The 20702-nt window shown below is 47.0% G+C and carries 18 protein-coding genes and 4 tRNA genes; 19 read left to right on the plus strand and 3 right to left on the minus strand.

All coding sequences use genetic code 11. The features are described 5' to 3' along the window. Positions 1–47: 47 nt before the first annotated feature. The 5 genes from GU926_RS15190 to GU926_RS15210 all read left to right on the plus strand — a co-directional run bounded on the left by GU926_RS15190 (position 48) and on the right by GU926_RS15210 (position 2745). Positions 48–644 carry a sigma-70 family RNA polymerase sigma factor gene (locus tag GU926_RS15190; RefSeq protein ID WP_066508566.1) on the plus strand — a complete coding sequence of 199 codons (597 nt, stop codon included), beginning with the start codon at positions 48–50 and terminating at the stop codon, positions 642–644. A 9-nt stretch (positions 645–653) separates the two neighbouring features. Further along, positions 654–944 carry a hypothetical protein gene (locus GU926_RS15195; RefSeq protein ID WP_160693373.1) on the plus strand — a complete coding sequence of 97 codons (291 nt, stop codon included), beginning with the start codon at positions 654–656 and terminating at the stop codon, positions 942–944. A 24-nt stretch (positions 945–968) separates the two neighbouring features. Then, positions 969–1553 carry a guanylate kinase gene (gmk, locus tag GU926_RS15200; RefSeq protein WP_160693375.1) on the plus strand — a complete coding sequence of 195 codons (585 nt, stop codon included), beginning with the start codon at positions 969–971 and terminating at the stop codon, positions 1551–1553. A 2-nt stretch (positions 1554–1555) separates the two neighbouring features. Beyond that, entirely contained in the window at positions 1556–2134 is a 579-nt protein-coding gene (gene nadD, locus GU926_RS15205) for a nicotinate (nicotinamide) nucleotide adenylyltransferase (RefSeq protein WP_160693377.1), read from the plus strand. A 197-nt stretch (positions 2135–2331) separates the two neighbouring features. Continuing rightward, positions 2332–2745 carry a hypothetical protein gene (locus tag GU926_RS15210; protein WP_160693379.1) on the plus strand — a complete coding sequence of 138 codons (414 nt, stop codon included), beginning with the start codon at positions 2332–2334 and terminating at the stop codon, positions 2743–2745. 102 nt (positions 2746–2847) lie between these two features. On the opposite strand, the gene frr is transcribed toward GU926_RS15210, so the two are convergent. The 3 genes from frr to GU926_RS15225 all read right to left on the minus strand — a co-directional run bounded on the left by frr (position 2848) and on the right by GU926_RS15225 (position 4798). Beyond that, entirely contained in the window at positions 2848–3411 is a 564-nt protein-coding gene (frr, locus tag GU926_RS15215) for a ribosome recycling factor (protein ID WP_160693381.1), read from the minus strand. A 110-nt stretch (positions 3412–3521) separates the two neighbouring features. Beyond that, positions 3522–4229: a UMP kinase gene (pyrH, locus tag GU926_RS15220; RefSeq protein WP_160693383.1), complete on the minus strand. Its 708-nt coding sequence runs from the start codon at positions 4227–4229 to the stop codon at positions 3522–3524. A 74-nt stretch (positions 4230–4303) separates the two neighbouring features. After that, complete coding sequence (locus tag GU926_RS15225; protein ID WP_160693385.1) at positions 4304–4798, minus strand: acetyl-CoA carboxylase biotin carboxyl carrier protein subunit; 495 nt, start codon at positions 4796–4798, stop codon at positions 4304–4306. 82 nt (positions 4799–4880) lie between these two features. Here GU926_RS15225 and GU926_RS15230 point away from each other — a divergent pair, with 82 nt between their 5' ends. The 14 genes from GU926_RS15230 to rpoC all read left to right on the plus strand — a co-directional run bounded on the left by GU926_RS15230 (position 4881) and on the right by rpoC (position 20702). Further along, the gene (locus GU926_RS15230; RefSeq protein WP_160693387.1) at positions 4881–7424 is read left to right on the plus strand and encodes a M1 family metallopeptidase; all 2544 of its coding nucleotides are present in this window, start codon (positions 4881–4883) and stop codon (positions 7422–7424) included. Positions 7425–7542: 118 nt separating this feature from the next. Beyond that, positions 7543–7625: transfer RNA gene (locus GU926_RS15235), tRNA-Tyr, on the plus strand. 74 nt (positions 7626–7699) lie between these two features. Continuing rightward, a tRNA-Gly gene (locus GU926_RS15240) sits at positions 7700–7772 on the plus strand. Positions 7773–7821: 49 nt separating this feature from the next. Further along, positions 7822–7893 (plus strand) — tRNA-Thr (locus GU926_RS15245). A gap of 61 nt (positions 7894–7954) precedes the next feature. Then, positions 7955–9142, plus strand: coding sequence for an elongation factor Tu (gene tuf, locus GU926_RS15250; RefSeq protein WP_160693389.1), 1188 nt, complete (start codon positions 7955–7957; stop codon positions 9140–9142). 109 nt (positions 9143–9251) lie between these two features. Beyond that, positions 9252–9324, plus strand: a tRNA-Trp gene (locus GU926_RS15255). 26 nt (positions 9325–9350) lie between these two features. Beyond that, positions 9351–9542, plus strand: coding sequence for a preprotein translocase subunit SecE (secE, locus tag GU926_RS15260; RefSeq protein ID WP_160693391.1), 192 nt, complete (start codon positions 9351–9353; stop codon positions 9540–9542). 15 nt (positions 9543–9557) lie between these two features. Further along, positions 9558–10115, plus strand: a complete 558-nt coding sequence (gene nusG / locus GU926_RS15265) for a transcription termination/antitermination protein NusG (RefSeq protein WP_160693393.1) — start codon at positions 9558–9560, stop codon at positions 10113–10115. Positions 10116–10127: 12 nt separating this feature from the next. Next, positions 10128–10571 (plus strand): 50S ribosomal protein L11, encoded by a 444-nt coding sequence (rplK, locus tag GU926_RS15270; protein ID WP_160693395.1) that lies wholly within the window; start codon positions 10128–10130, stop codon positions 10569–10571. 11 nt (positions 10572–10582) lie between these two features. Continuing rightward, positions 10583–11272 carry a 50S ribosomal protein L1 gene (rplA, locus tag GU926_RS15275; RefSeq protein ID WP_160693397.1) on the plus strand — a complete coding sequence of 230 codons (690 nt, stop codon included), beginning with the start codon at positions 10583–10585 and terminating at the stop codon, positions 11270–11272. Positions 11273–11284: 12 nt separating this feature from the next. Continuing rightward, positions 11285–11812, plus strand: coding sequence for a 50S ribosomal protein L10 (rplJ, locus tag GU926_RS15280; protein ID WP_160693399.1), 528 nt, complete (start codon positions 11285–11287; stop codon positions 11810–11812). A gap of 36 nt (positions 11813–11848) precedes the next feature. After that, a complete protein-coding gene (rplL, locus tag GU926_RS15285) occupies positions 11849–12229 on the plus strand; it encodes a 50S ribosomal protein L7/L12 (RefSeq protein ID WP_160693401.1) in 381 nt (126 codons plus the stop codon). A gap of 159 nt (positions 12230–12388) precedes the next feature. Further along, positions 12389–16261 carry a DNA-directed RNA polymerase subunit beta gene (gene rpoB, locus GU926_RS15290; RefSeq protein WP_160693403.1) on the plus strand — a complete coding sequence of 1291 codons (3873 nt, stop codon included), beginning with the start codon at positions 12389–12391 and terminating at the stop codon, positions 16259–16261. Between the two features lie 124 nt (positions 16262–16385). Continuing rightward, on the plus strand, positions 16386–20702 hold the full coding sequence (gene rpoC / locus GU926_RS15295) for a DNA-directed RNA polymerase subunit beta' (protein WP_160693405.1): 4317 nt from the start codon (positions 16386–16388) through the stop codon (positions 20700–20702).

Below are 20702 nucleotides of genomic sequence, written 5' to 3' on the forward strand. Positions count from 1 at the left end.
CGTATAGGTACCTTTATCAGAGCTGTAAAAGTACAAATTTAAGTCAAATGAGCGAACAGAGAGGGAATTCAATGAGTAAAGAGGAAAAGGACGCCCGCTTTGAGGCGGAGTTAATGCCCGTCATTTCCTCTCTCTATAACTTCGCCTTCCGCCTAACCCTGGACGAAGACGATGCCAATGACCTGGTGCAGGAGACTTATCTTAAGGCCTATCGATTCTTTGATTATTTTGAACCCGGAACTAATGCCAAAGCGTGGCTGTTCCGCATCCTAAAGAATTCATTCATCAATGACTTCCGGAAAAAGAGTAAACAACCTGCCAAAGTAGACTACTCTGAGGTAGAAGGTTACTACAATTCTGAAGACGTGGACACCGAGGGAGACAGCTCCGGCGGAACCACGGATCTGCGCATGGAAAGTGTGCAGGATTTGATTGGGGATGAAGTGGCAAGTGCCTTGAACTCACTGCCAGTAGACTTTAGGACGGTAATCATTCTTTGTGACTTGGAAGGATTCACCTATGAGGAGATGGCCAAGATCTTGGACATTCCCATTGGGACCGTGCGGAGTAGACTACACCGGGCAAGGCACTTCCTGAAGGAAAAGCTAGAGAAATACGCTAAATCGATGGGTTATAACAGCTAACAGGGCTACATGATGGGAACGACAATTACAGACGAAAAAATGAGCAGCTCCGCCTCTGAGGAGAACCACCAATCTGATTGTGAGAAGGTGGTGAATGTGTTTGAAAAATGGCTGGAGGGAAAAGCCTCTGAAGCCGACGAGGAGTTTCTGGCCGAACAGGCCGACGAATGCTCTCCTTGCTTTGAAAGCATTGACAAGCAGAATCAATTTGTCCAGTTCCTAAACAACGCCCTGCGCAGACCCGGCACCCCCGCCTCTCTGGTAGACACCATCAAATCTAAAATTCACCATAGCGCTTAAGTTCTTTAAGCCTCCCCATCCAGGATGCAAGGTAAAATCATCATCTTCTCGGCACCGTCCGGAGCCGGCAAAACCACTATTGTTCATCACTTAGTAAAGCAACTGCCGGAGTTAAGTTTCTCTATCTCAGCGTGTACGCGTGACCGCCGCGGGCGCAGCGAAGAAAATGGCAAAGACTATTACTTCATCACGCCAGAAGAGTTTAGAGACAAGATTGACAATGATGAGTTTGTGGAATGGGAAGAGGTCTATGAAGGCGCTTTCTACGGTACTCTCAAATCTGAAATTGAACGCATCTGGGCTTCTGGCAAACATGCCATCCTGGATGTGGACGTCAAAGGCGGCTTAAGCGTGAAACACTTCTATGGTGATCGTGCTTTGGCCGTTTTTGTAAAGCCTCCTTCCATAGAAGAATTGTCTAAGCGTCTGGTTGCCCGTAACACAGACTCTGCCTCCAGCATTTCTAGCCGCGTGTTCAAGGCCAAGTTTGAACTGAGCTTTGAAGATAAGTTTGACACCGTGCTGGTGAATGAGCATTTGAATGAGGCGTGTCAAAAAGCAGAGAAGTTGGTGCGCGACTTTATCTACCAAGAAGACGCCATTCTGTAATCATGCGGGTGGGTCTGCTCTTCGGGTCATTCAACCCCATTCACATCGGGCATTTGATTCTGGCCAACTTCATGGCCACTAATGCCAATGTAGATACGGTGTGGCTGGTGGTGAGTCCGCAGAACCCTTTTAAGCCCAGCAGCAGCCTGTTGCATGAGTTTGACCGCTTGCACATGGTGCGTCTGGCCATAGCAGACAATCCAGACCTGGGCGTCACGGACATTGAGTTCAGGATGCCCAAGCCCAGCTACACCATAGACACGCTGGCCTGGCTCAAGGAGAAATATCCTACCTACCAGTTCTCGCTCATCATGGGCGAAGACAACCTAGCCACCTTTCATAAGTGGAAGAACCATGAGCAGATTCTGGACCAGCATGAGATTCTGGTCTATCCAAGACCCGGCAGCGCGCCCGTTCCGGAACTCCTGGCCAGCCATCCTGGGATTAGTCTGGTAGAAGCACCCTTGCTGGATATCTCGGCTACCTTTATTAGAAAGTGCCTTAGAGAAAACAAATCTGTGAAGTACCTGCTGCCCGAAGCCGTGGAAGCCTACATTAGGTCTAAAAAGCTTTACGAGTAAGCCGGCTTCTTTCATCTGATCAGAAAAATTCCTGGCCAGGTGAAATTTGTTGTAACCAAACCAATTTACCTTCGTTTAATAAGAGTTACGCCTTTTGCTTTATTGGTAAAGTGCAATTTTAAATGCGGTAAAGCTTGCGGAAATAGAGGGTGAAGTGTAATTTGCTATCTATTCCCCGTGCAAGAGCAGACAACAACATGAGTGATCCAATCCTTTTTTCAGATACGTACATCACGATTTCCTATAACGCTACTTTAGACTGCATATCCGCTGACTGGCTGGGATTCCAGAACCTTCAGACGGTGCAGGAGGGGTGTGAGCGCATTCTGGAAGCCATGGTGGAGAAGGGATGCACCAAAGTGCTCAATGACAACACGCACGTAGAAGGCATCTGGTCCAGCGCCGCCGAGTGGGTGGGCATGGACTGGTTTCCTAGAATGCGGCAGGCGGGTTTGAAGTGCTTTGCCTGGATTTACTCGCCCAGCGCTTTTAGCCGACTTTCTACAGACAAGTCTCTGCGCTTTACCAATGACATGAACGGCATTCAGATTTTTGACCAGATGGAAGAAGCGGAAGCCTGGCTGGCCGGCATTTTAGAGAAGTCTGCTTAAGCAAGATAGTACCAGATACAACAAAAAGGGCGCTCTTTATAAAGAGCGCCCTTTTTGTTTTTGGCGTGTTTTGGCCAAAAGAGGCCAAAAACGGAAGGTGTCTTAGATAGTCATGATTTCTGCCTCTTTCTTAGAAAGCAGCTCGTCCATTTTCACTATGTAAGAATCCGTTAGTTTCTGCACTTTGCCTTCAGCGTCTTTCACGGCATCTTCGGCGGTGCCTTCTTTCTGAAGTTTTTTCAGGGAGTCGTTTACGTCCTTGCGGATGTTGCGCACTCTGATTTTGCCACTCTCAGTTTCATTCTTAGCTTGCTTTACCAGTTCTCTGCGGCGCTCTTCTGTGAGGGCAGGAATGTTCAGGCGTACGGCGTCAGCCTCGGTTAATGGGTTCAAGCCCAGGTCGCTGGCTTTGATGGCCTTGCTGATCTCACCGATCATGTTCTTCTCCCAAGGTCTGATCAACAGGGTGCGGGAGTCTGGGGTAGAGATGTTGGCTACCTGTGAGAACGCGGTAGGCGTGCCGTAGTAGTCTACTTTCATGTCTTCTACCATGGCGGCGCTTGCTCTGCCGGCACGTATCTTGGTCAGCTCTACGTTGGTGTGCTGCAAAGCCTTTTGCATAGACTCCTCAGCTTCGCTCAAGTAAAAATTAATTTCTTCGGTCATTGGGTTGTCAATTTAGAAAGATAACGAAGGGTGCCACCATCGCCTGGGCCCATGGCGGCGCTAAGTTCTTAATTTATTCTTTAATTATATACCGTGTCTGTACGGTTTGCTTACATTGATACCAGCGTTCCTATCTTCTCGCCGCTTACCAGCTTGGCCAAATTGCCGCGTTGGTTGATGTCAAAGACCACGATAGGGAGGTTGTTTTCTTTGCAGAGCGTGAACGCCGTCATGTCCATCACGTTCAGGCCTTTCTCAAACACCTCATTAAACGTAATGTCTGTGTAACGGGTGGCGCTTGGGTCTTTTTCTGGGTCTGCGGTGTAAATGCCGTCTACGCGGGTGCCTTTCAAGACCACGTCTGCTTCAATCTCAATGGCGCGTAAGCTTGCCGCCGAGTCTGTGGTAAAGTAAGGGCTGCCAATACCGGCACCAAAAATGACCACGCGGTTTTTCTCTAAGTGCCGCATGGCTCTGCGACGGATGTACGGCTCACATACCTGCTGAATGTTGATGCCAGAAAGTAAACGCGTAAACACGCCGGCTTTCTCTAAAGCGCTTTGCAACGCCATGCTGTTGATGACGGTGGCCAGCATGCCCATGTAGTCACCCTGTACGCGGTCCAGGCCCACAGATTCTGCCTGCACGCCTCTAAAGATGTTTCCGCCACCAATTACTACGGCCACTTGCACGCCCATATCTACAGCAGACTTAATCTCCTCTGCGTACTGCACCAGCATGTTGGTATCAATGCCATACTGCTGCTCGCCCATCAGGGACTCTCCGCTCAACTTTAGTAGTATTCGTTTGTATTGCATGCGCTTGTTCTATAGTATGTAGGATGGAAATTTGTTTTTGGGCTATTTTCTGGAAAAGAGGCTAAAAACGCCTTTTAGAAAAGAACCAGCACCTGATTTTTCTCCACGTTCTGCTTCACGTTCACCTTCACCTGGCTCACCACGCCGTCGCCGGGAGATTTGATGATGTTCTCCATTTTCATGGCTTCCAGAATGAGGATGGGGTCGCCTTTCTTCACTTCCTGGCCCACCTGTACTTTAATATCCAGGATGAGGCCGGGCATAGGCGCTTTAATGTCATTGATCTTCTGCACCAGGGCCTGGTCCATGCCCAGGCTCGCCAACAAAAGATCCATGCGGTCCTGCACCTGCAAGGTGTGCACGGTGCCGTTGATTTTGATCCGGAAGGTTTTGGTGTCTGCCTCTACGTCTAAAAGCTCAGCGGTATAAGACTTGCCGTCTTTTAGAATATGAAAGGAAGTAGGACTGAGCGGGAGTATATCCCAGGTAAAAGGAGTGTTGTTGAGTAAGATCTGATTTTTCTCTAAGACAACTTGCCACGTGTTGGTGGCGGATTTTACCTGCAGCATGAAGCGGAGCGTTTATGGCGTGTGTACGTAAGTTTGAAAGTAAATTCCCAACTTAGGCCCACAAAGTTAATAATTTCCTTGCATGAACCATATCCTTTCCCGTTCCTTCTTAGTCCTGGGGGTTAGTCTCTTTCTGGGAGGCTGCGCTGCCAAAAAGCCTTCGGCCCTTGTGGCTGCCTCAGAAGAAACCGCCCTTGCCATAGATACCACCGCTCTTCTTGACTCTGTCATGGCCACTATGGGGCCCAAAACCAGCAATGGTCCGTACCAACCCGCCGCAGAGCGAAAAGTAGATTTGCTGCACACCCGTTTGGCGGTTCAGTTTAACTGGGCCAAGCAACAATTGATGGGAGAAGCCACCCTCACCCTCAAGCCCTATTTCTATCCGCAGACCCAAGTGGTCCTGGATGCCAAAGGATTTGACATACACAAGGTAGAGGTACGGCAGGGAAAGACAGTAAAAGCATTGCCCTATACCTATAACCAGAAGCAGATCACCATTCAACTAGGGAAAGCCTATACCCGGCAAGACACGCTCCAGTTGTTCATTGCCTATACCGCCAAGCCCACCGAACTCAAAATAACCGGCAGTGACGCCATTGTCGCCGACCAGGGACTTTACTTCATCAACCCATCTGGGACGGAGAAGGGAATGCCGCAGCAGATTTGGACCCAGGGCGAGACCGAATCCAGTTCCTGCTGGTTCCCTACCATTGACAAGCCTAATGAGCGCATGACCCAGGAAATCTTCATCACCATTGAAGACAAGTTTAAGACCCTTTCTAACGGACGGTTGGTGTCTTCTAAAAAAGGAGGAAGCGGCCTGCGTACGGACCATTGGAAGCTGGATCTGCCCCACGCGCCTTATCTCGCCATGATGGCTATTGGGGAGTTTGCGGTGGTCAAAGACAACTGGCGGGGAAAAGAAGTGAGCTACTGGGTAGAGCCGGCCTATGCTGGCACCGCCAAAGCAACGTTTGGCCGTACGCCGGCCATGCTGGAGTTCTTCTCTCAGAAGCTGGGCGTGACGTTTCCCTGGGATAAATATGCGCAGGTGGTGGTACGCAATTTTGTGTCGGGGGCCATGGAGAATACCACTGCGTCCACGTTCATGGAGGCCGTGCAGCAAGACCGCCGCGAACTCCTGGATAAGAACTGGGATCACATCATTGCGCATGAGTTGTTTCACCAGTGGTTCGGGGATTATGTGACCATTGAATCATGGGCCAACCTTCCCTTGAATGAATCCTTCGCAGATTACTCTGAATACCTTTGGGCCGAACATCAATATGGACCTGAGGAAGCTGCCTTGACCCATCAGGATGCCTTTTTCCAGTATTTACAGGAAGCACGGTCAAAGCAGGAACCATTGATCAGGTATAATTACCTGGACAAAGAGGACATGTTTGACAGCCATTCTTATGCTAAAGGCGGAAGGGTGCTGCACATGTTACGCAAGCTGGTAGGGGATGATGCCTTCTTTGCCTCTCTGAACCTGTACCTAAAAGATAATAAGTTCACCTCAGTGGAGGTCGACGAGCTTAGAATGGCGTTTGAGGACGTGACTGGCCAGGATCTGCAATGGTTTTTCAACCAGTGGTTTTTAAGTCCGGGACATCCGGTGCTCAAAGTAGACAAATGGCAGGAGGGGGATTCTCTGAAGATACGAGTAGCGCAGCAACAAGACAGCATTACCCGCCCCGTTTACCGGTTGCCTATTACCATAGAGACTTATAGCCAGGGCAAAGGAACCCGCTGGGTGTTTGAGATGAACAGCAGGGTAGACACCTTTTCTTTGGCCGCCACCGTGCCGGTAGAAGCGGTGGTAATAGACCCAGAGCAAGAGCTGCTTGCCCAGATCGTGGAAGAGAAAACACCACAAGAATGGGAGAAGCAGTTTCTGAACAGTCCAGCCTACGCCGCCAAGTCGGTGGCTCTTTTCCATCTTATAGACGAAAAAACGGTCACGGACATAGCTATGAACAAGGCCCTTGCAGACCCGTTCTGGAAAATAAGGACATTGGGGCTGGAGACCCTCATTGACTCAGATAAACTAAAAGAGAGCCGCTACCAGAATCAAGTGCTTGCCCTAGCGCAGCAAGATAAGAATAGCCAGGTAAGGGCCACGGCCATCTATGTATTAAGCACGGCGTCAGATTTGCCTTTCGCCAGTTATGAGATGGGCTTGCAGGATAGTTCTTATCAGGTGGTGGGTGCCTCTATCTTTGCCTATGCTAAAGCCAAGGGACCGGTGGAGCGGCTGAAGCAGTTCTTGGGATACAAAAATCCTGAGGTGGTGAATGCGCTGGCCGCCAGTTTTACAGAGTCCACTGAAGAGGAAATGTATGATTGGTACCTGCAGAATTCCTTAAAACTGAAAAACGAGAACCTGTATTACTTCATGCAGAGCTTTGGCGCCTTCCTGTTGAGAAAAAATATTGATGACCAGGAACGAGGTTGGCAAGCCCTGCTCACCATCATTGACAAGGAAAAGGTGGCTGTGGTGAAACAGTCTGCCTTTCAGATGCTTCTGTTGCTGACAGAGACCGAGGATAGGAAACAAGAGGTGGCAAAAGTGCTGGAAAAACATCCCGATTTAGCCGACTGGATGGCGGATCAACAATGAGTCTGGAAAATATTTTTGCCCAAATATTTGACATGGAACAAAAAGCCGTTAATTTTGCATCTCCTTAGAACGGAATCAGCGATTGAAGACGGAAAAAGGGTTCTTTGACAAAAAGATTGGGGGGATTCCAGAGTGGCCAAATGGGACGGACTGTAACTCCGTTAGCGTAAGCTTTCGAAGGTTCGAATCCTTCTCCCCCCACACAAAGAATGGTCAGAAACTGAGGTAAGGTTACAGGTTGTCTCATGAAAGTTTCTGATGTTACCAGTAAACAAGCGGGAGTAGCTCAGCTGGTAGAGCGACAGCCTTCCAAGCTGTAGGTCGCGGGTTCGAACCTCGTCTCCCGCTCATTGAAAGAAAAAAGGATGATGCAGCGCAAGCTGCATCATTTCCTTATGCCGACGTAGCTCAGGGGTAGAGTACTTCCTTGGTAAGGAAGGGGTCGTGGGTTCAATTCCCATCGTTGGCTCGAAGAGTAATATTATTGTCAAATAATACGTCTATTCACTCAGAACTAAATACTATCTAAAATGGCTAAAGAACAATTTGATCGCTCCAAACCGCACGTAAACATCGGTACTATTGGGCACGTTGACCACGGCAAAACAACCTTGACTGCTGCTATTACTCAGGTTTTAGCGAACAAAGGTCTAGCCGCAAAAAGAGATTTCTCTTCTATTGACAACGCTCCTGAAGAAAAAGAGCGTGGTATCACTATTAACACGTCTCACGTTGAGTACGCCACTGAGAACCGTCACTACGCGCACGTTGACTGCCCAGGTCACGCTGACTACGTGAAGAACATGGTTACTGGTGCTGCCCAGATGGATGGTGCTATCTTGGTAGTTGCTGCTACAGATGGTCCAATGCCACAAACACGTGAGCACATCCTTTTGGCTCGTCAGGTAGGTGTTCCTGCTCTTGTTGTGTTCATGAACAAAGTGGACATGGTAGACGATCCAGAATTGTTAGAGCTAGTAGAAATGGAAATCAGAGAGCTTCTTTCTTTCTATGATTTCGATGGCGATAACATCCCAGTTATCCAAGGTTCAGCTCTTGGTGGCTTGAACGGAGATGAGAAGTGGGTGAAAACAATCGATGCTTTGATGGATGCAGTAGATAGCTACATTCCAATCCCAGCTCGTTTGACTGACCTTCCATTCTTGATGCCAGTTGAGGACGTGTTCTCTATCACTGGTCGTGGTACAGTAGCTACTGGCCGTATTGAGCGTGGTATCATCAACTCTGGTGAGCAAGTGGATATCTTAGGTATGGGTGCTGAAGGCTTGAAGTCTACAGTAACTGGTGTTGAGATGTTCCGTAAGATTTTGGACAGAGGTGAAGCTGGTGACAACGTAGGTCTATTGCTACGTGGTATTGAGAAAACTGATATCCGTCGTGGTATGGTTATCTGCAAGCCAGGTTCAGTAACTCCTCACTTGAAATTCAAAGCTGAAGTTTACGTTCTTTCTAAAGAAGAAGGTGGACGTCACACTCCATTCTTCAACAACTACCGTCCACAGTTCTACTTGAGAACTACAGACGTAACTGGCGTTATCACTTTGCCAGAAGGTGTTGAGATGGTTATGCCTGGTGACAACATCACTATCACTGTTGATTTAATCAACAAAGTAGCGATGGAGAAAGGTCTACGTTTCGCTATCCGTGAGGGTGGTAGAACAGTAGGTGCTGGTCAGGTAACTGAAATCCTTGACTAATTAGTCATAAAAAATAAAATCCGCTCTACTACTTCAGTGGAGCGGATTTGTTTTTTTGACAAACAAATAATACATTTGCACTCCATTTAACGATGGCGTGCATTTTTTTACGGGAGTAGCTCAATTGGTAGAGTAGTGGTCTCCAAAACCATTGGTTGTAGGTTCGAGTCCTACCTCCCGTGCAATAGAAGTTAATAGCAGCAAAAGAATGGAAAAGCTGAGAAAATTTTTCAATGACACAGTAGAGGAGATGCAGCACAAAGTCTCCTGGCCAACCTATACTGAACTTCAGAAGAGTTCAATCCTGGTCTTGGTAGGGTCATTGGTATTTGCTTTACTGGTAGGTGCTATGGACTTGGTATACGATTCCACCTTGTCATGGTTTTATAACCAATTCTAAAAAAGAAGAGGCAGCATGGCGGATTTAAAGTGGTATGTAGTGCGGGCTGTGTCAGGTCAGGAGAAGAAAGCAAAGTCTTATCTTGAGAATGAAGTAGCTCGTCATAATTTAACGGAGATGGTGCCGCAGGTACTTATTCCGTCTGAGAAGGTCTATGAGATGCGTAACGGCAAGAAGCGCGTGCGTGAGCGCAGTTTCTTCCCTGGATATGTGTTGGTGTTGGCAGATCTTTCTAACGGAGAGATTGAGCACTTGATCACTAGCACCCCAGGCGTTATTGGTTTCTTAGGTTCCGGAACAGGGAAAGACGCCGCTAAGCCAGTTCCATTGCGCATGTCTGAAGTAAACCGCATCTTAGGAAAGGTAGACGAGACAGACGAGCAAGTGGAGACTTTGGAGACTCCTTTCATTGTAGGTGAGACTGTGAAAGTAATGGATGGTCCATTCAACGGTTTTGCCGGTACAGTAGAAGAGGTCTTTGAAGAGCGCCGTAAATTAAATGTGATGGTGAAGATCTTTGGCCGTAACACGCCAGTAGAACTTAACTACATGCAGGTAGAAAAAGAACAGTAGTAATAAATAATAATGGCAAAAGAAATAAAAGGTTATCTGAAGCTTCAGGTAAAGGGAGGCGCCGCGAATCCTTCGCCGCCGATTGGACCTGCACTTGGTTCTAAAGGCTTGAACATTATGGAGTTCTGTAAGCAATTCAACGCTAGAACTCAAGATAAAGCCGGCCAAGTATGCCCAGTTTTGATTACAATTTACACTGACAAATCATTTGACTTTGTAATTAAAACTCCACCGGCACCGGTTTTATTGATGGATGCAGCTAAAATCAAAGCTGGTTCTAAAGAGCCTAACCGTAACAAGGTTGGTTCTGTGTCTTGGGATCAGATTAGAGAGATTGCAGAAATCAAAATGCCTGACTTAAACGCATTCAAGATTGAGTCAGCAATGAAATTGGTAGCAGGTACCGCGCGCAGCATGGGAATCACAGTGTCTGGTACGGCTCCTTGGAGTGAGTAATTAAAAAGCAAATGGCTAGAATTTCTAAAAACAGAAAAGCAGTTTTAGCGAAGTACGATCCTGCCAAGGAGTACGCATTGTTAGAGGCTGCGGGCGTAGTGAAGGATATTACCTTCACAAAGTTCGATGCATCCGTTGACATTGACGTGCGTTTGGGGGTTGATCCTCGCAAAGCTGATCAAATGGTAAGAGGTGTTGTGACACTTCCCCACGGAACCGGTAAAGATGTTCGTGTATTGGTACTTTGCACGCCTGACAAAGAGCAGGAAGCAAAAGATGCAGGAGCAGACTTCGTAGGTTTAGATGAGTACATCCAAAAAATTGAAAAAGGGTGGACTGACATTGATGTTATCATTACCATGCCAGCGGTAATGGCTAAAGTTGGTAGACTAGGTAGAATCCTTGGTCCACGTAACTTGATGCCAAACCCTAAAGCAGGTACTGTAACTACTGACGTTGCTAAAGCAGTGAAAGAAGTTAAAGCTGGTAAAATCGACTTTAAAGTTGATAAAACCGGTATCATTCACACTAGCATCGGGAAAGTTTCTTTTGGACCTGAGCAGCTAGCTGAGAACGCCACAGAAGTGCTTGCCACTTTGAACCGTTTGAAGCCGTCTTCTGCCAAAGGAACTTATATTAGAAGCATCACATTGTCTAGCACAATGAGCCCTGGTGTAGTGGTTGATAAAAACTCTATTTAACGAGACGAAGAGATGACAAGAGAAGAAAAAGAAATCATTGTACAGGATTTGAGCGAAAAGTTTGCTCAGTCTGGATTCTTCTACATCACTGATGCTTCAGAACTGACGGTAGCCACTATCAATAGCTTCAGAAGACTTTGTTTTGACAGAGGGATTGAATACAAAGTGTACAAAAACACTTTGATCCGCAAAGCCCTAGATACTCTTGATACAGATACATCTTCAATGGATGTAGCCTTGAAAGGTTCTTCTGGGATTTTGTTTGCCAACGGTGCAGGAAACGGTCCAGCTAAATTGCTGAAAGACTTCCGCAAGACTGGCGCAAAAAAGCCGCTTTTGAAAGGTGCTTACATTGACAGCAGCATTTACTTAGGTGAAGAGCAGTTGGATGCCTTGAGCAACATCAAATCAAAAGAGGAATTACTGGGAGACCTTATCGCACTTCTTCAGTCACCAGCCAAAAACGTTATCTCTGCTCTTCAGAGCGGTGGAAACATCCTGGCCGGCGTAGTGAAGACTTTATCAGAGAGAGAACAATAAACTTAAATTTAAAACAACTTTTAATTACTAATAAAAATGGCAGATTTGAAAGCATTCGCTGAGCAGTTGGTTAACTTAACTGTTAAAGAAGTTAATGAACTTGCTACGATCCTTAAGGATGAGTATGGTATTGAGCCAGCAGCAGCTGCTCCTGTTATGATGGCTGGTGGTGCTGGTGGAGACGCTGGAGCTGCTGCAGAAGAGAAAACATCTTTTGATGTTATTCTTAAGTCAGCAGGTGCTTCTAAGCTAGCAGTAGTGAAGCTAGTTAAAGAATTGACTGGCCTTGGCTTGAAAGAAGCAAAAGAACTAGTTGATGGTGCTCCAAAGCCTTTGAAAGAAGGTGTTGATAAAAACGAAGCTGATTCATTGAAGAAAGCTTTGGAAGAAGCTGGTGCTGAAGTGGAGGTTAAGTAATCCACGCTACATCATCCATTACCACTAAAGGTTAGACCTGGCATTTTCGTCAGGTCTTTTCCTGTTTGTACCTAGAAAGGAATTTCTAGAAAATTTAAGGCAAATGGCTGAAAATCAGCTGTTAGCACGACAAAGTTTAAACGTTTAAATCAGACAACTTTGGCTACAAGTAAAACGACAGAGCGGATTAATTTCGCTTCCATCAAAAAGGTCATTGAGTATCCTGACTTTTTGGATGTACAGCTGAAGTCCTTCCAGGACTTTTTCCAATTGGAAACAGCCGCCGAAAACCGCACAGAAGAAGGTCTTTTCAAAGTGTTTGCAGAGAACTTTCCCATCTCTGACTCAAGAGAGAACTTCGTTCTTGAATTCGTTGACTACCACGTTGACCCACCAAAATACTCAGTGGATGAGTGTATTGACCGCGGCCTAACGTATTCTGTTCCGTTGAAAGCAAAGCTTCGCCTCATCTGTAATGATGATGACAACGAAGATTTTGAGACAATTGAGCAAGAGGTGTTCTTAGGGAACATCCCATACATGACCGAGAAAGGCTCATTTGTGATCAATGGCGCCGAACGCGTGATTGTATCTCAGCTGCACCGTTCACCAGGTGTGTTCTTTGCGCAAAGCAAGCACACCAACGGTACCAAACTTTATTCTGCCAGAATTATTCCTTTCAAAGGATCTTGGATAGAATTCGCGACAGACGTGAACAACGTGATGTACGCGTACATTGACCGTAAGAAGAAATTCCCGGTTACCACCCTTTTAAGAGCTATCGGTTACGGTACTGACAAAGACATTCTGGACTTGTTCGGGTTGTCAGAAGAAGTTAAGGCTGATAAGAAGACCCTTAAGAAAGTTGTAGGTAGAAAGCTGGCGGCAAGGGTTCTTAGAACCTGGACCGAGGACTTCGTGGATGAGGACACTGGTGAAGTAGTTTCTATTGACCGGAATGAAGTTATCTTAGAGCGTGACTCTGAGGTAACCGAAGACGATCTGGACATCATCATTGACTCAGGTGTTAAGTCTATCATTCTTCACCGTGAGAATGTAAACATTGCAGATTACACCATTATCTACAACACCCTTCAGAAAGATAACTCTAACTCTGAGCAAGAAGCCGTAGAGCAGATCTACCGCCAGTTGCGTAACACAGAGGCGCCAGACGTTGAGACGGCCAGAGATATCATCCAGAAGTTGTTTTTCAGTGATAAGCGTTATGATTTAGGAGATGTTGGTCGTTATAGAATCAACAAGAAACTAGGTCTTGACAAAAACTGGGAAGCCAAGGTGTTGACCAATGAGGACATCGTTCTTATTGTGAAGTACCTGATTGGTTTGATTAACTCACGTGCCGTAGTGGATGATATTGACCACTTAAGTAACCGTAGAGTAAGAACCGTTGGCGAGCAGTTGTATGCGCAGTTTGGAGTTGGCCTTGCCCGTATGGCCAGAACCATCAAAGAGCGTATGAACGTCCGTGACAACGAGGAGTTCAAACCAGTAGATTTGATCAATGCCAGAACATTGTCATCTGTGATCAACTCTTTCTTTGGTACCAATCAGTTGTCTCAGTTCATGGACCAGACCAACCCGCTGGCAGAAATCACACACAAGCGTAGAGTTTCTGCACTAGGGCCAGGAGGTCTATCCAGAGAGCGTGCCGGTTTTGAGGTTCGTGACGTTCACTACACCCACTACGGCCGTCTTTGTACCATTGAAACTCCAGAGGGGCCAAACATTGGTTTGATTTCTTCTCTGTGCGTGCACGCACGTGTAAACAGCATGGGCTTTATTGAGACACCTTACAGAAATGTGGTGAACGGTAAAGTAGATGTAACGTCTACCGTGAAATACCTGACTGCTGAAGAAGAAGATACCCACCACATTGCGCAGGCCAACGCCCGCATTGATGAAGAGGGTAACTTTGTAAACGATAAAGTAAAAGGTCGTTTTGAAGGTGACTTCCCGGTGGTAGAGCCAGAGCGCTATACCTACATGGACGTTGCTCCAAACCAAATCGTATCAGTAGCTGCGTCTTTGATTCCTTTCTTGGAGCATGACGATGCTAACCGTGCCTTGATGGGATCTAACATGCAGCGCCAGGCGGTTCCTCTGGTGAAGCCACAGGCTCCAATTGTAGGAACAGGTCTAGAAGGCAGAGCCGCTTTGGACTCCAGAGCATTGGTGCGTGCTGAAGGCGAAGGGGAAGTACACTTTGTAGATGCTGACAGAATCATCATCCGTTACGACTTAAGCGATGCGGAGAAACTGGTGAGCTTTGATGCAGAATTTGTCACTTATGACTTGATCAAATTCCGTCGTACTAACCAAGACACTTGTATCAACCTGACTCCTTTGGTGAAAAAAGGAGAGAAGGTGACGTTGGGTCAACCATTGTGCGAAGGATATGCTACTAACCAAGGTGAACTTGCCCTGGGTAGGAACTTACAGGTTGCGTTCATGCCTTGGCAAGGATACAACTTTGAAGATGCGATTGTTATCTCTGAGCGCGTAGTGAGAGATGACATCTTTACTTCTATTCACATTGAAGAGTTTGAGCTGGAAGTTCGTGAGACGAAGCGTGGCGAAGAGGAATTAACCTCTGAGATCCCGAACGTGAGCGAAGAAGCCGTTCGTAACCTAGATGAGAATGGTATCATTAGAATTGGTGCCGAGGTACGTGAAGGTGATATTCTGATTGGTAAAATCACTCCTAAAGGAGAGACGGATCCAACGCCAGAGGAGAAATTGCTTCGTGCCATCTTCGGTGACAAAGCCGGTGATGTGAAGGATGCTTCCTTGAAAGCGCCGCCATCTTTGAACGGGGTAGTGATTGAGACCAAACTTTTCTCTCGTCCTAAGAAAGACAAAAACCTGCGGGCCAAGTCTAAGAAGGAAGTGGAAGAACTGAAGGCAAAATACAACAGCGAACTCAAAGCCGTGAAGAACGTGATGATTGAGAAGCTGGTAACGTTGCTGGAAGGCAAAACGAGCCAAGGTGTTCGTCACCGTTTTGGAGATGAGATGCTGGCCAAAGGTGCCAAGTTTGGTAAGAAGAACATCACTGAGGCACTTTTCCCTGACAAAAACCCTTATAAGGACGAAAGCAACTATGCCGTAGCCGAAGAGGTGAACATGTTCAAGGACTTGATCCTGGAAGGATGGACCGCAGATGAGCAGACCAACAAGATGTTGCTGGAACTGGTGAAAAACTACACCAAGCGCCGCAACACTATCTCTGCTCGTTTCAAACGCGATCGCTTTACCCTGGAGGTAGGAGATGAGTTGCCAGCTGGTATTGTGCAATTGGCCAAAGTATACATCGCTAAGAAGCGTAAGCTGAAAGTAGGTGATAAGATGGCTGGTCGTCACGGTAACAAAGGGGTTGTAGCTCGTATCGTGCGCGATGAGGACATGCCATTCCTGGAAGATGGAACGCCAATGGACATCGTGTTGAACCCGCTGGGTGTACCATCTAGGATGAACATTGGTCAGATCTACGAAACCGTATTAGGTTGGGCAGGTCTGAAACTGGGACGTAAATACGCTACGCCAATCTTTGACGGCGCTTCTGAAGACGAAGTATCTGCAGAGTTGACAGCGGCGGGCGTTCCACGTTATGGACGTACCTACTTATTTGATGGTTTAAGCGGAGATCGTTTTGACCAGCCGGTAACCGTTGGTGTGATTTACATGCTGAAACTAGGTCACTTGGTAGATGATAAGATGCACGCCCGTTCTATTGGACCATACTCCTTGATTACGCAGCAGCCATTGGGTGGTAAAGCCCAGTTTGGTGGTCAGCGTTTCGGTGAGATGGAGGTGTGGGCATTGGAGGCCTTTGGTGCCGCCAACGTTCTACAGGAAATCCTGACCGTGAAGTCTGATGACGTGATTGGTCGTGCGAAGGCCTATGAAGCCATTGTAAAAGGAGACGTGTTGCCTAAGCCAAATATCCCTGAGTCCTTTAACGTGTTAATTCACGAACTCAGAGGTCTGGCCCTGGAGATTACGCTGGACTAATGTGATACAGTTTTGAGGAGATTTCAGAAAAAGAGGCCAAAAACGGCTCTTTCTGAAGTCTCCTTAACTCACATGAATAGCCTTAAGAACAAAAAGGAGTTTTACATATCTAGCAACACATAACATGGCGTTAGCAAGAAATAAAAAGTTAGTTCAAGACTTCTCTAAAGTGACCATCAGCTTGGCTTCCCCAGAATCTATCCTGGAGAGATCAAACGGTGAGGTGACTAAACCGGAAACTATCAACTACAGAACCTACAAGCCAGAAATGGGTGGTCTGTTCTGCGAGCGTATTTTCGGGCCAGTGAAGGATTGGGAGTGCCATTGCGGTAAATACAAGAGAATCCGTTACAAAGGGATTATCTGTGACCGTTGTGGAGTGGAGGTAACTGAGAAAAAAGTGCGTCGTGAGCGCATGGGCCATATTGAGTTGGTAGTACCGGTAGCACATATCTGGTACTTTAAGTCATTGCCTAACAAAATTGGTTATCTATTGGGTCTGCCCACCAAGAAATTGGATCAGATCATTTACTATGAGCGGTATGTAGTTATTCAGGCAGGTATCCTAGCAGAAGACGGTGTGAACACACTGGACTTCTTGACGGAAGATGAGTACCTGGACATGATTGACAAACTTCCTCGCGAGAACCAGATGTTGGACAACCATGATCCAAACAAGTTCATCGCGAAGATGGGTGCCGAGGCGTTACAAATGTTATTGGAGCGCATTAGCTTGGATGACTTGTCCTATGACCTCCGTTATTCAGCTGCTCATGAAACATCTCAGCAACGTAAGGCAGATGCCTTAAAGCGCCTACGCGTAGTAGAGGCTTTCCGTGATGCTGCTACCAGAATTGAGAACAAGCCTGAGTGGATGGTGATCCGCATGGTGCCTGTGATTCCACCGGAATTGCGCCCGTTGGTTCCATTGGATGGCGGTCGTTTCGCTACCTCAGATTTGAACGACTTGTATCGTCGCGTAATCATCCGTAACAACCGTCTTAAGCGCCTGATCGAGATCAAAGCGCCAGAGGTGATTCTCCGGAATGAGAAGCGTATGCTCCAAGAGGCGGTAGACTCACTGTTTGACAACTCACGTAAAGTGAACGCTGTGAGAGCAGAAGGTAACCGTGCCTTGAAATCTCTATCTGACATGCTGAAAGGTAAGCAAGGACGTTTCCGTCAAAACTTGCTTGGTAAGCGTGTGGATTACTCTGGTCGTTCTGTAATTGTAGTAGGTCCAGAACTGAAACTGCATGAGTGCGGTCTGCCTAAGAACATGGCGGCTGAGCTTTTCAAACCGTTCATCATCCGTAAGCTTATTGAGCGCGGTATTGTAAAAACGGTAAAGTCTGCCAAGAAAATTGTAGACAGAAAAGACCCAGTGGTTTGGGATATTCTGGAGAACGTGTTGAAAGGACACCCGGTACTGTTGAACCGTGCTCCTACGCTCCACAGATTAGGTATCCAGGCATTCCAGCCAAAGCTGATTGAAGGAAAAGCAATCCAGTTGCACCCATTGGTGTGTACGGCCTTCAACGCTGACTTTGACGGTGACCAGATGGCGGTGCACGTTCCACTAGGACCTGCTGCTGTTTTGGAAGCCTCTATGTTAATGCTGGCCGCCCACAATATCTTGAACCCTGCCAACGGTGCTCCAATTGCGGTACCTTCTCAGGACATGGTATTGGGTCTGTACTACGTGACCAAAGGAAAACGCACCACTGAGAACGAAGTAATCAAAGGCGAAGGCATGTCCTTCTATAGCGCTGAAGAGGTAATCATTGCCATCAATGAAGGCAGATTGTCTAAGCAGGCATATATCAAAGTAAGAACCAACATAATGGGCGAGGACGGCCAATTAACTTACAAGTTAATTGAAACCGTAGCCGGTAGAGTTCTATTCAACCAATTGGTGCCAGAGGCGGTAGGCTATGTAGACGAACTTCTTACCAAGAAGAAACTACAGCAGATCATCTCTCGCGTGTTCAAAGTGACAGGAATGGCCAGAACGGCCCAGTTCCTGGATGATATCAAAACCCTAGGATTCCAGTCTGCCTACAAAGGTGGTCTATCCATGGGTCTTGGTGACATCGTTATCCCTAAGGAGAAGGACATCCTTGTGGCTGAGGCCAAAAAAGACGTAGACGCTGTTTGGGCGAACTACTCTATGGGTCTTATCACAGATAACGAGCGTTACAACCAGGTAATTGACATTTGGACGCGTATCAATAACCAAATCACTGAAACGTTGATGAGCCGTCTTGAAAAAGACGATCAAGGTTTCAACTCCATCTTCATGATGATGCACTCAGGAGCCCGTGGTTCCAGAGAGCAGATCCGTCAGTTGGGGGGTATGAGAGGTTTGATGGCCAAGCCACAGAAATCATTGCAAGGATCCGTAGGGGAAATCATTGAAAACCCGATTCTATCCAACTTCAAAGAAGGTTTGGATGTAATTGAGTACTTCATCTCTACCCACGGTGCTCGTAAAGGTCTTGCGGATACAGCCTTGAAAACGGCAGATGCGGGTTACTTGACCCGTCGTCTGGTAGACGTTTCTCAGGACGTAATCGTGAATGAGACAGACTGCGGTACCCTGCGTGGTCTTGAGGTGAGCGCCTTGAAAGACAATGAGGACATCGTTGAGTCACTGTCTGAGCGTATCTTAGGTCGTGTGAACGTCCATGATATTGTTAACCCGCACACCAACGAGGTAATCTTGGAGTCTGGTAACGAAATCACTGAGGAAGTTGCCAAAATCATTGAGACCACAGCTATTGAGGCGGTGGAGATTCGTTCGGTATTAACCTGTGAGACCAAGCGCGGTATCTGTGCCAAGTGCTACGGCCGTAACTTGTCTACCGGTAGAATGGTGCAGAAAGGGGAAGCTGTTGGAGTAATTGCTGCTCAGTCAATTGGTGAGCCAGGTACTCAGTTAACACTTCGTACTTTCCACGTGGGTGGTACAGCGTCTAACATTGCGGTAGATGCAGCCATTCGTGCCAAGTTTAATGGAGTTGTGGAGTTTGAGGATGTAAGAACTATTGATACCACCAATGCCGAAGGTGACCGCGTGAAAGTGGTAATGGGACGCTCTGGTGAAGTAAAAGTAGTAGAGAAAGGTACTGGCAAGTTGTTAATTAGTAACCACGTTCCTTACGGTTCATTCTTGATAGTGGACGAAGGACAAGAGGTTACCAAAGGCGACGAGCTATGTAACTGGGATCCATACAACGCGGTTATCTTATCTGAGTTTGACGGGGCCATTGAATACGATTCTATTGTGGAAGGTATCACTTTCCGGGAAGAGTCTGACGAGCAGACTGGTCACCGTGAAAAGGTAATCATTGAAACAAAGGATAAAACCAAAAACCCTGCTATTGTAGTAAACCCTGCCAACGGTGAGCCAAAAGGCTATAACATTCCGGTAGGTGCCCACATTACAGTAGAAGACGGACAAAAGATCAATGCCGGTCAGATTGTAGCTAAAATCCCACGTGCCATTGGTAAAACCCGCGACATTACAGGTGGTCTGCCACGCGTTACCGAGCTCTTTGAAGCACGTAACCCGTCTAACCCAGCCGTAGTGAGTGAGATTGATGGTGTGGTAACATACGGTGGCGTGAAACGCGGTAACCGTGAGATCTACATCGAGTCTAAGGATGGTGTAAAGAAGAAGTATATGGTACCTCTTTCTAAGCACATCCTGGTGCAGGACAATGACTTTGTGCGTGCCGGTGTTCCATTGTCTGATGGTGCTATCACACCAAATGATATCCTGAACATCCAAGGACCAGGTGCCGTGCAGGAATACTTAGTGAACGAGATTCAAGAAGTATACCGTCTGCAAGGTGTGAAGATCAACGACAAGCACATTGAAGTGGTGGTTCGTCAGATGATGCAGAAGGTAAACGTATTGGATCCAGGTGACACCAGCTTCCTGGAGAACCAGACCGTGGATAAGGTAACGTTCATGGAAGAGAATGACATGATCATTGACATGAAAGTAGTGGAAGATGCAGGAGACTCAACTGCCATGAAACCAGGTATGATTGTGACGGCTCGTCGCCTACGTGATGAGAACTCCAGCCTGAAACGTCGTGACCTCCGCCTGGTAACGGTACGTGATGCGCAACCTGCTGTATCAAGACCTACCCTTCAAGGTATCACACAAGCCTCTCTTGGCACGCAAAGCTTTATCTCGGCGGCATCCTTCCAGGAGACCACTAAAGTTCTTAGCGAGGCGGCCATCAAAGGAAAAGCAGATGAACTGCTTGGCTTGAAAGAAAACGTAATTGTTGGCCACTTAATCCCGGCAGGTACTGGCTTAAGAGAATACACTAAATTGATTGTTGGTTCTAAGGAAGAGTATGAAGCCCTTTCTGCCAGCAGACAATCAGGTGTAAAATCAAAGCAAGGCGAACTGCAAGAGAAATAA

Origin of the sequence: Nibribacter ruber, from assembly GCF_009913235.1 — a bacterium.
Taxonomy (GTDB): Bacteria; Bacteroidota; Bacteroidia; order Cytophagales; family Hymenobacteraceae; genus Nibribacter; species Nibribacter ruber.

Bases quoted from the DNA above. Each gene is read 5' to 3' on its own strand.
- GU926_RS15190 (WP_066508566.1), top strand. From the start codon at position 48: ATGAGCGAACAGAGAGGGAATTCAATGAGTAAAGAGGAAAAGGACGCC.
- GU926_RS15195 (WP_160693373.1), top strand. From the start codon at position 654: ATGATGGGAACGACAATTACAGACGAAAAAATGAGCAGCTCCGCCTCT.
- gmk (WP_160693375.1), top strand. From the start codon at position 969: ATGCAAGGTAAAATCATCATCTTCTCGGCACCGTCCGGAGCCGGCAAA.
- nadD (WP_160693377.1), top strand. From the start codon at position 1,556: ATGCGGGTGGGTCTGCTCTTCGGGTCATTCAACCCCATTCACATCGGG.
- GU926_RS15210 (WP_160693379.1), top strand. From the start codon at position 2,332: ATGAGTGATCCAATCCTTTTTTCAGATACGTACATCACGATTTCCTAT.
- frr (WP_160693381.1), bottom strand. From the start codon at position 3,411: ATGACCGAAGAAATTAATTTTTACTTGAGCGAAGCTGAGGAGTCTATG.
- pyrH (WP_160693383.1), bottom strand. From the start codon at position 4,229: ATGCAATACAAACGAATACTACTAAAGTTGAGCGGAGAGTCCCTGATG.
- GU926_RS15225 (WP_160693385.1), bottom strand. From the start codon at position 4,798: ATGCTGCAGGTAAAATCCGCCACCAACACGTGGCAAGTTGTCTTAGAG.
- GU926_RS15230 (WP_160693387.1), top strand. From the start codon at position 4,881: ATGAACCATATCCTTTCCCGTTCCTTCTTAGTCCTGGGGGTTAGTCTC.
- tuf (WP_160693389.1), top strand. From the start codon at position 7,955: ATGGCTAAAGAACAATTTGATCGCTCCAAACCGCACGTAAACATCGGT.
- secE (WP_160693391.1), top strand. From the start codon at position 9,351: ATGGAAAAGCTGAGAAAATTTTTCAATGACACAGTAGAGGAGATGCAG.
- nusG (WP_160693393.1), top strand. From the start codon at position 9,558: ATGGCGGATTTAAAGTGGTATGTAGTGCGGGCTGTGTCAGGTCAGGAG.
- rplK (WP_160693395.1), top strand. From the start codon at position 10,128: ATGGCAAAAGAAATAAAAGGTTATCTGAAGCTTCAGGTAAAGGGAGGC.
- rplA (WP_160693397.1), top strand. From the start codon at position 10,583: ATGGCTAGAATTTCTAAAAACAGAAAAGCAGTTTTAGCGAAGTACGAT.
- rplJ (WP_160693399.1), top strand. From the start codon at position 11,285: ATGACAAGAGAAGAAAAAGAAATCATTGTACAGGATTTGAGCGAAAAG.
- rplL (WP_160693401.1), top strand. From the start codon at position 11,849: ATGGCAGATTTGAAAGCATTCGCTGAGCAGTTGGTTAACTTAACTGTT.
- rpoC (WP_160693405.1), top strand. From the start codon at position 16,386: ATGGCGTTAGCAAGAAATAAAAAGTTAGTTCAAGACTTCTCTAAAGTG.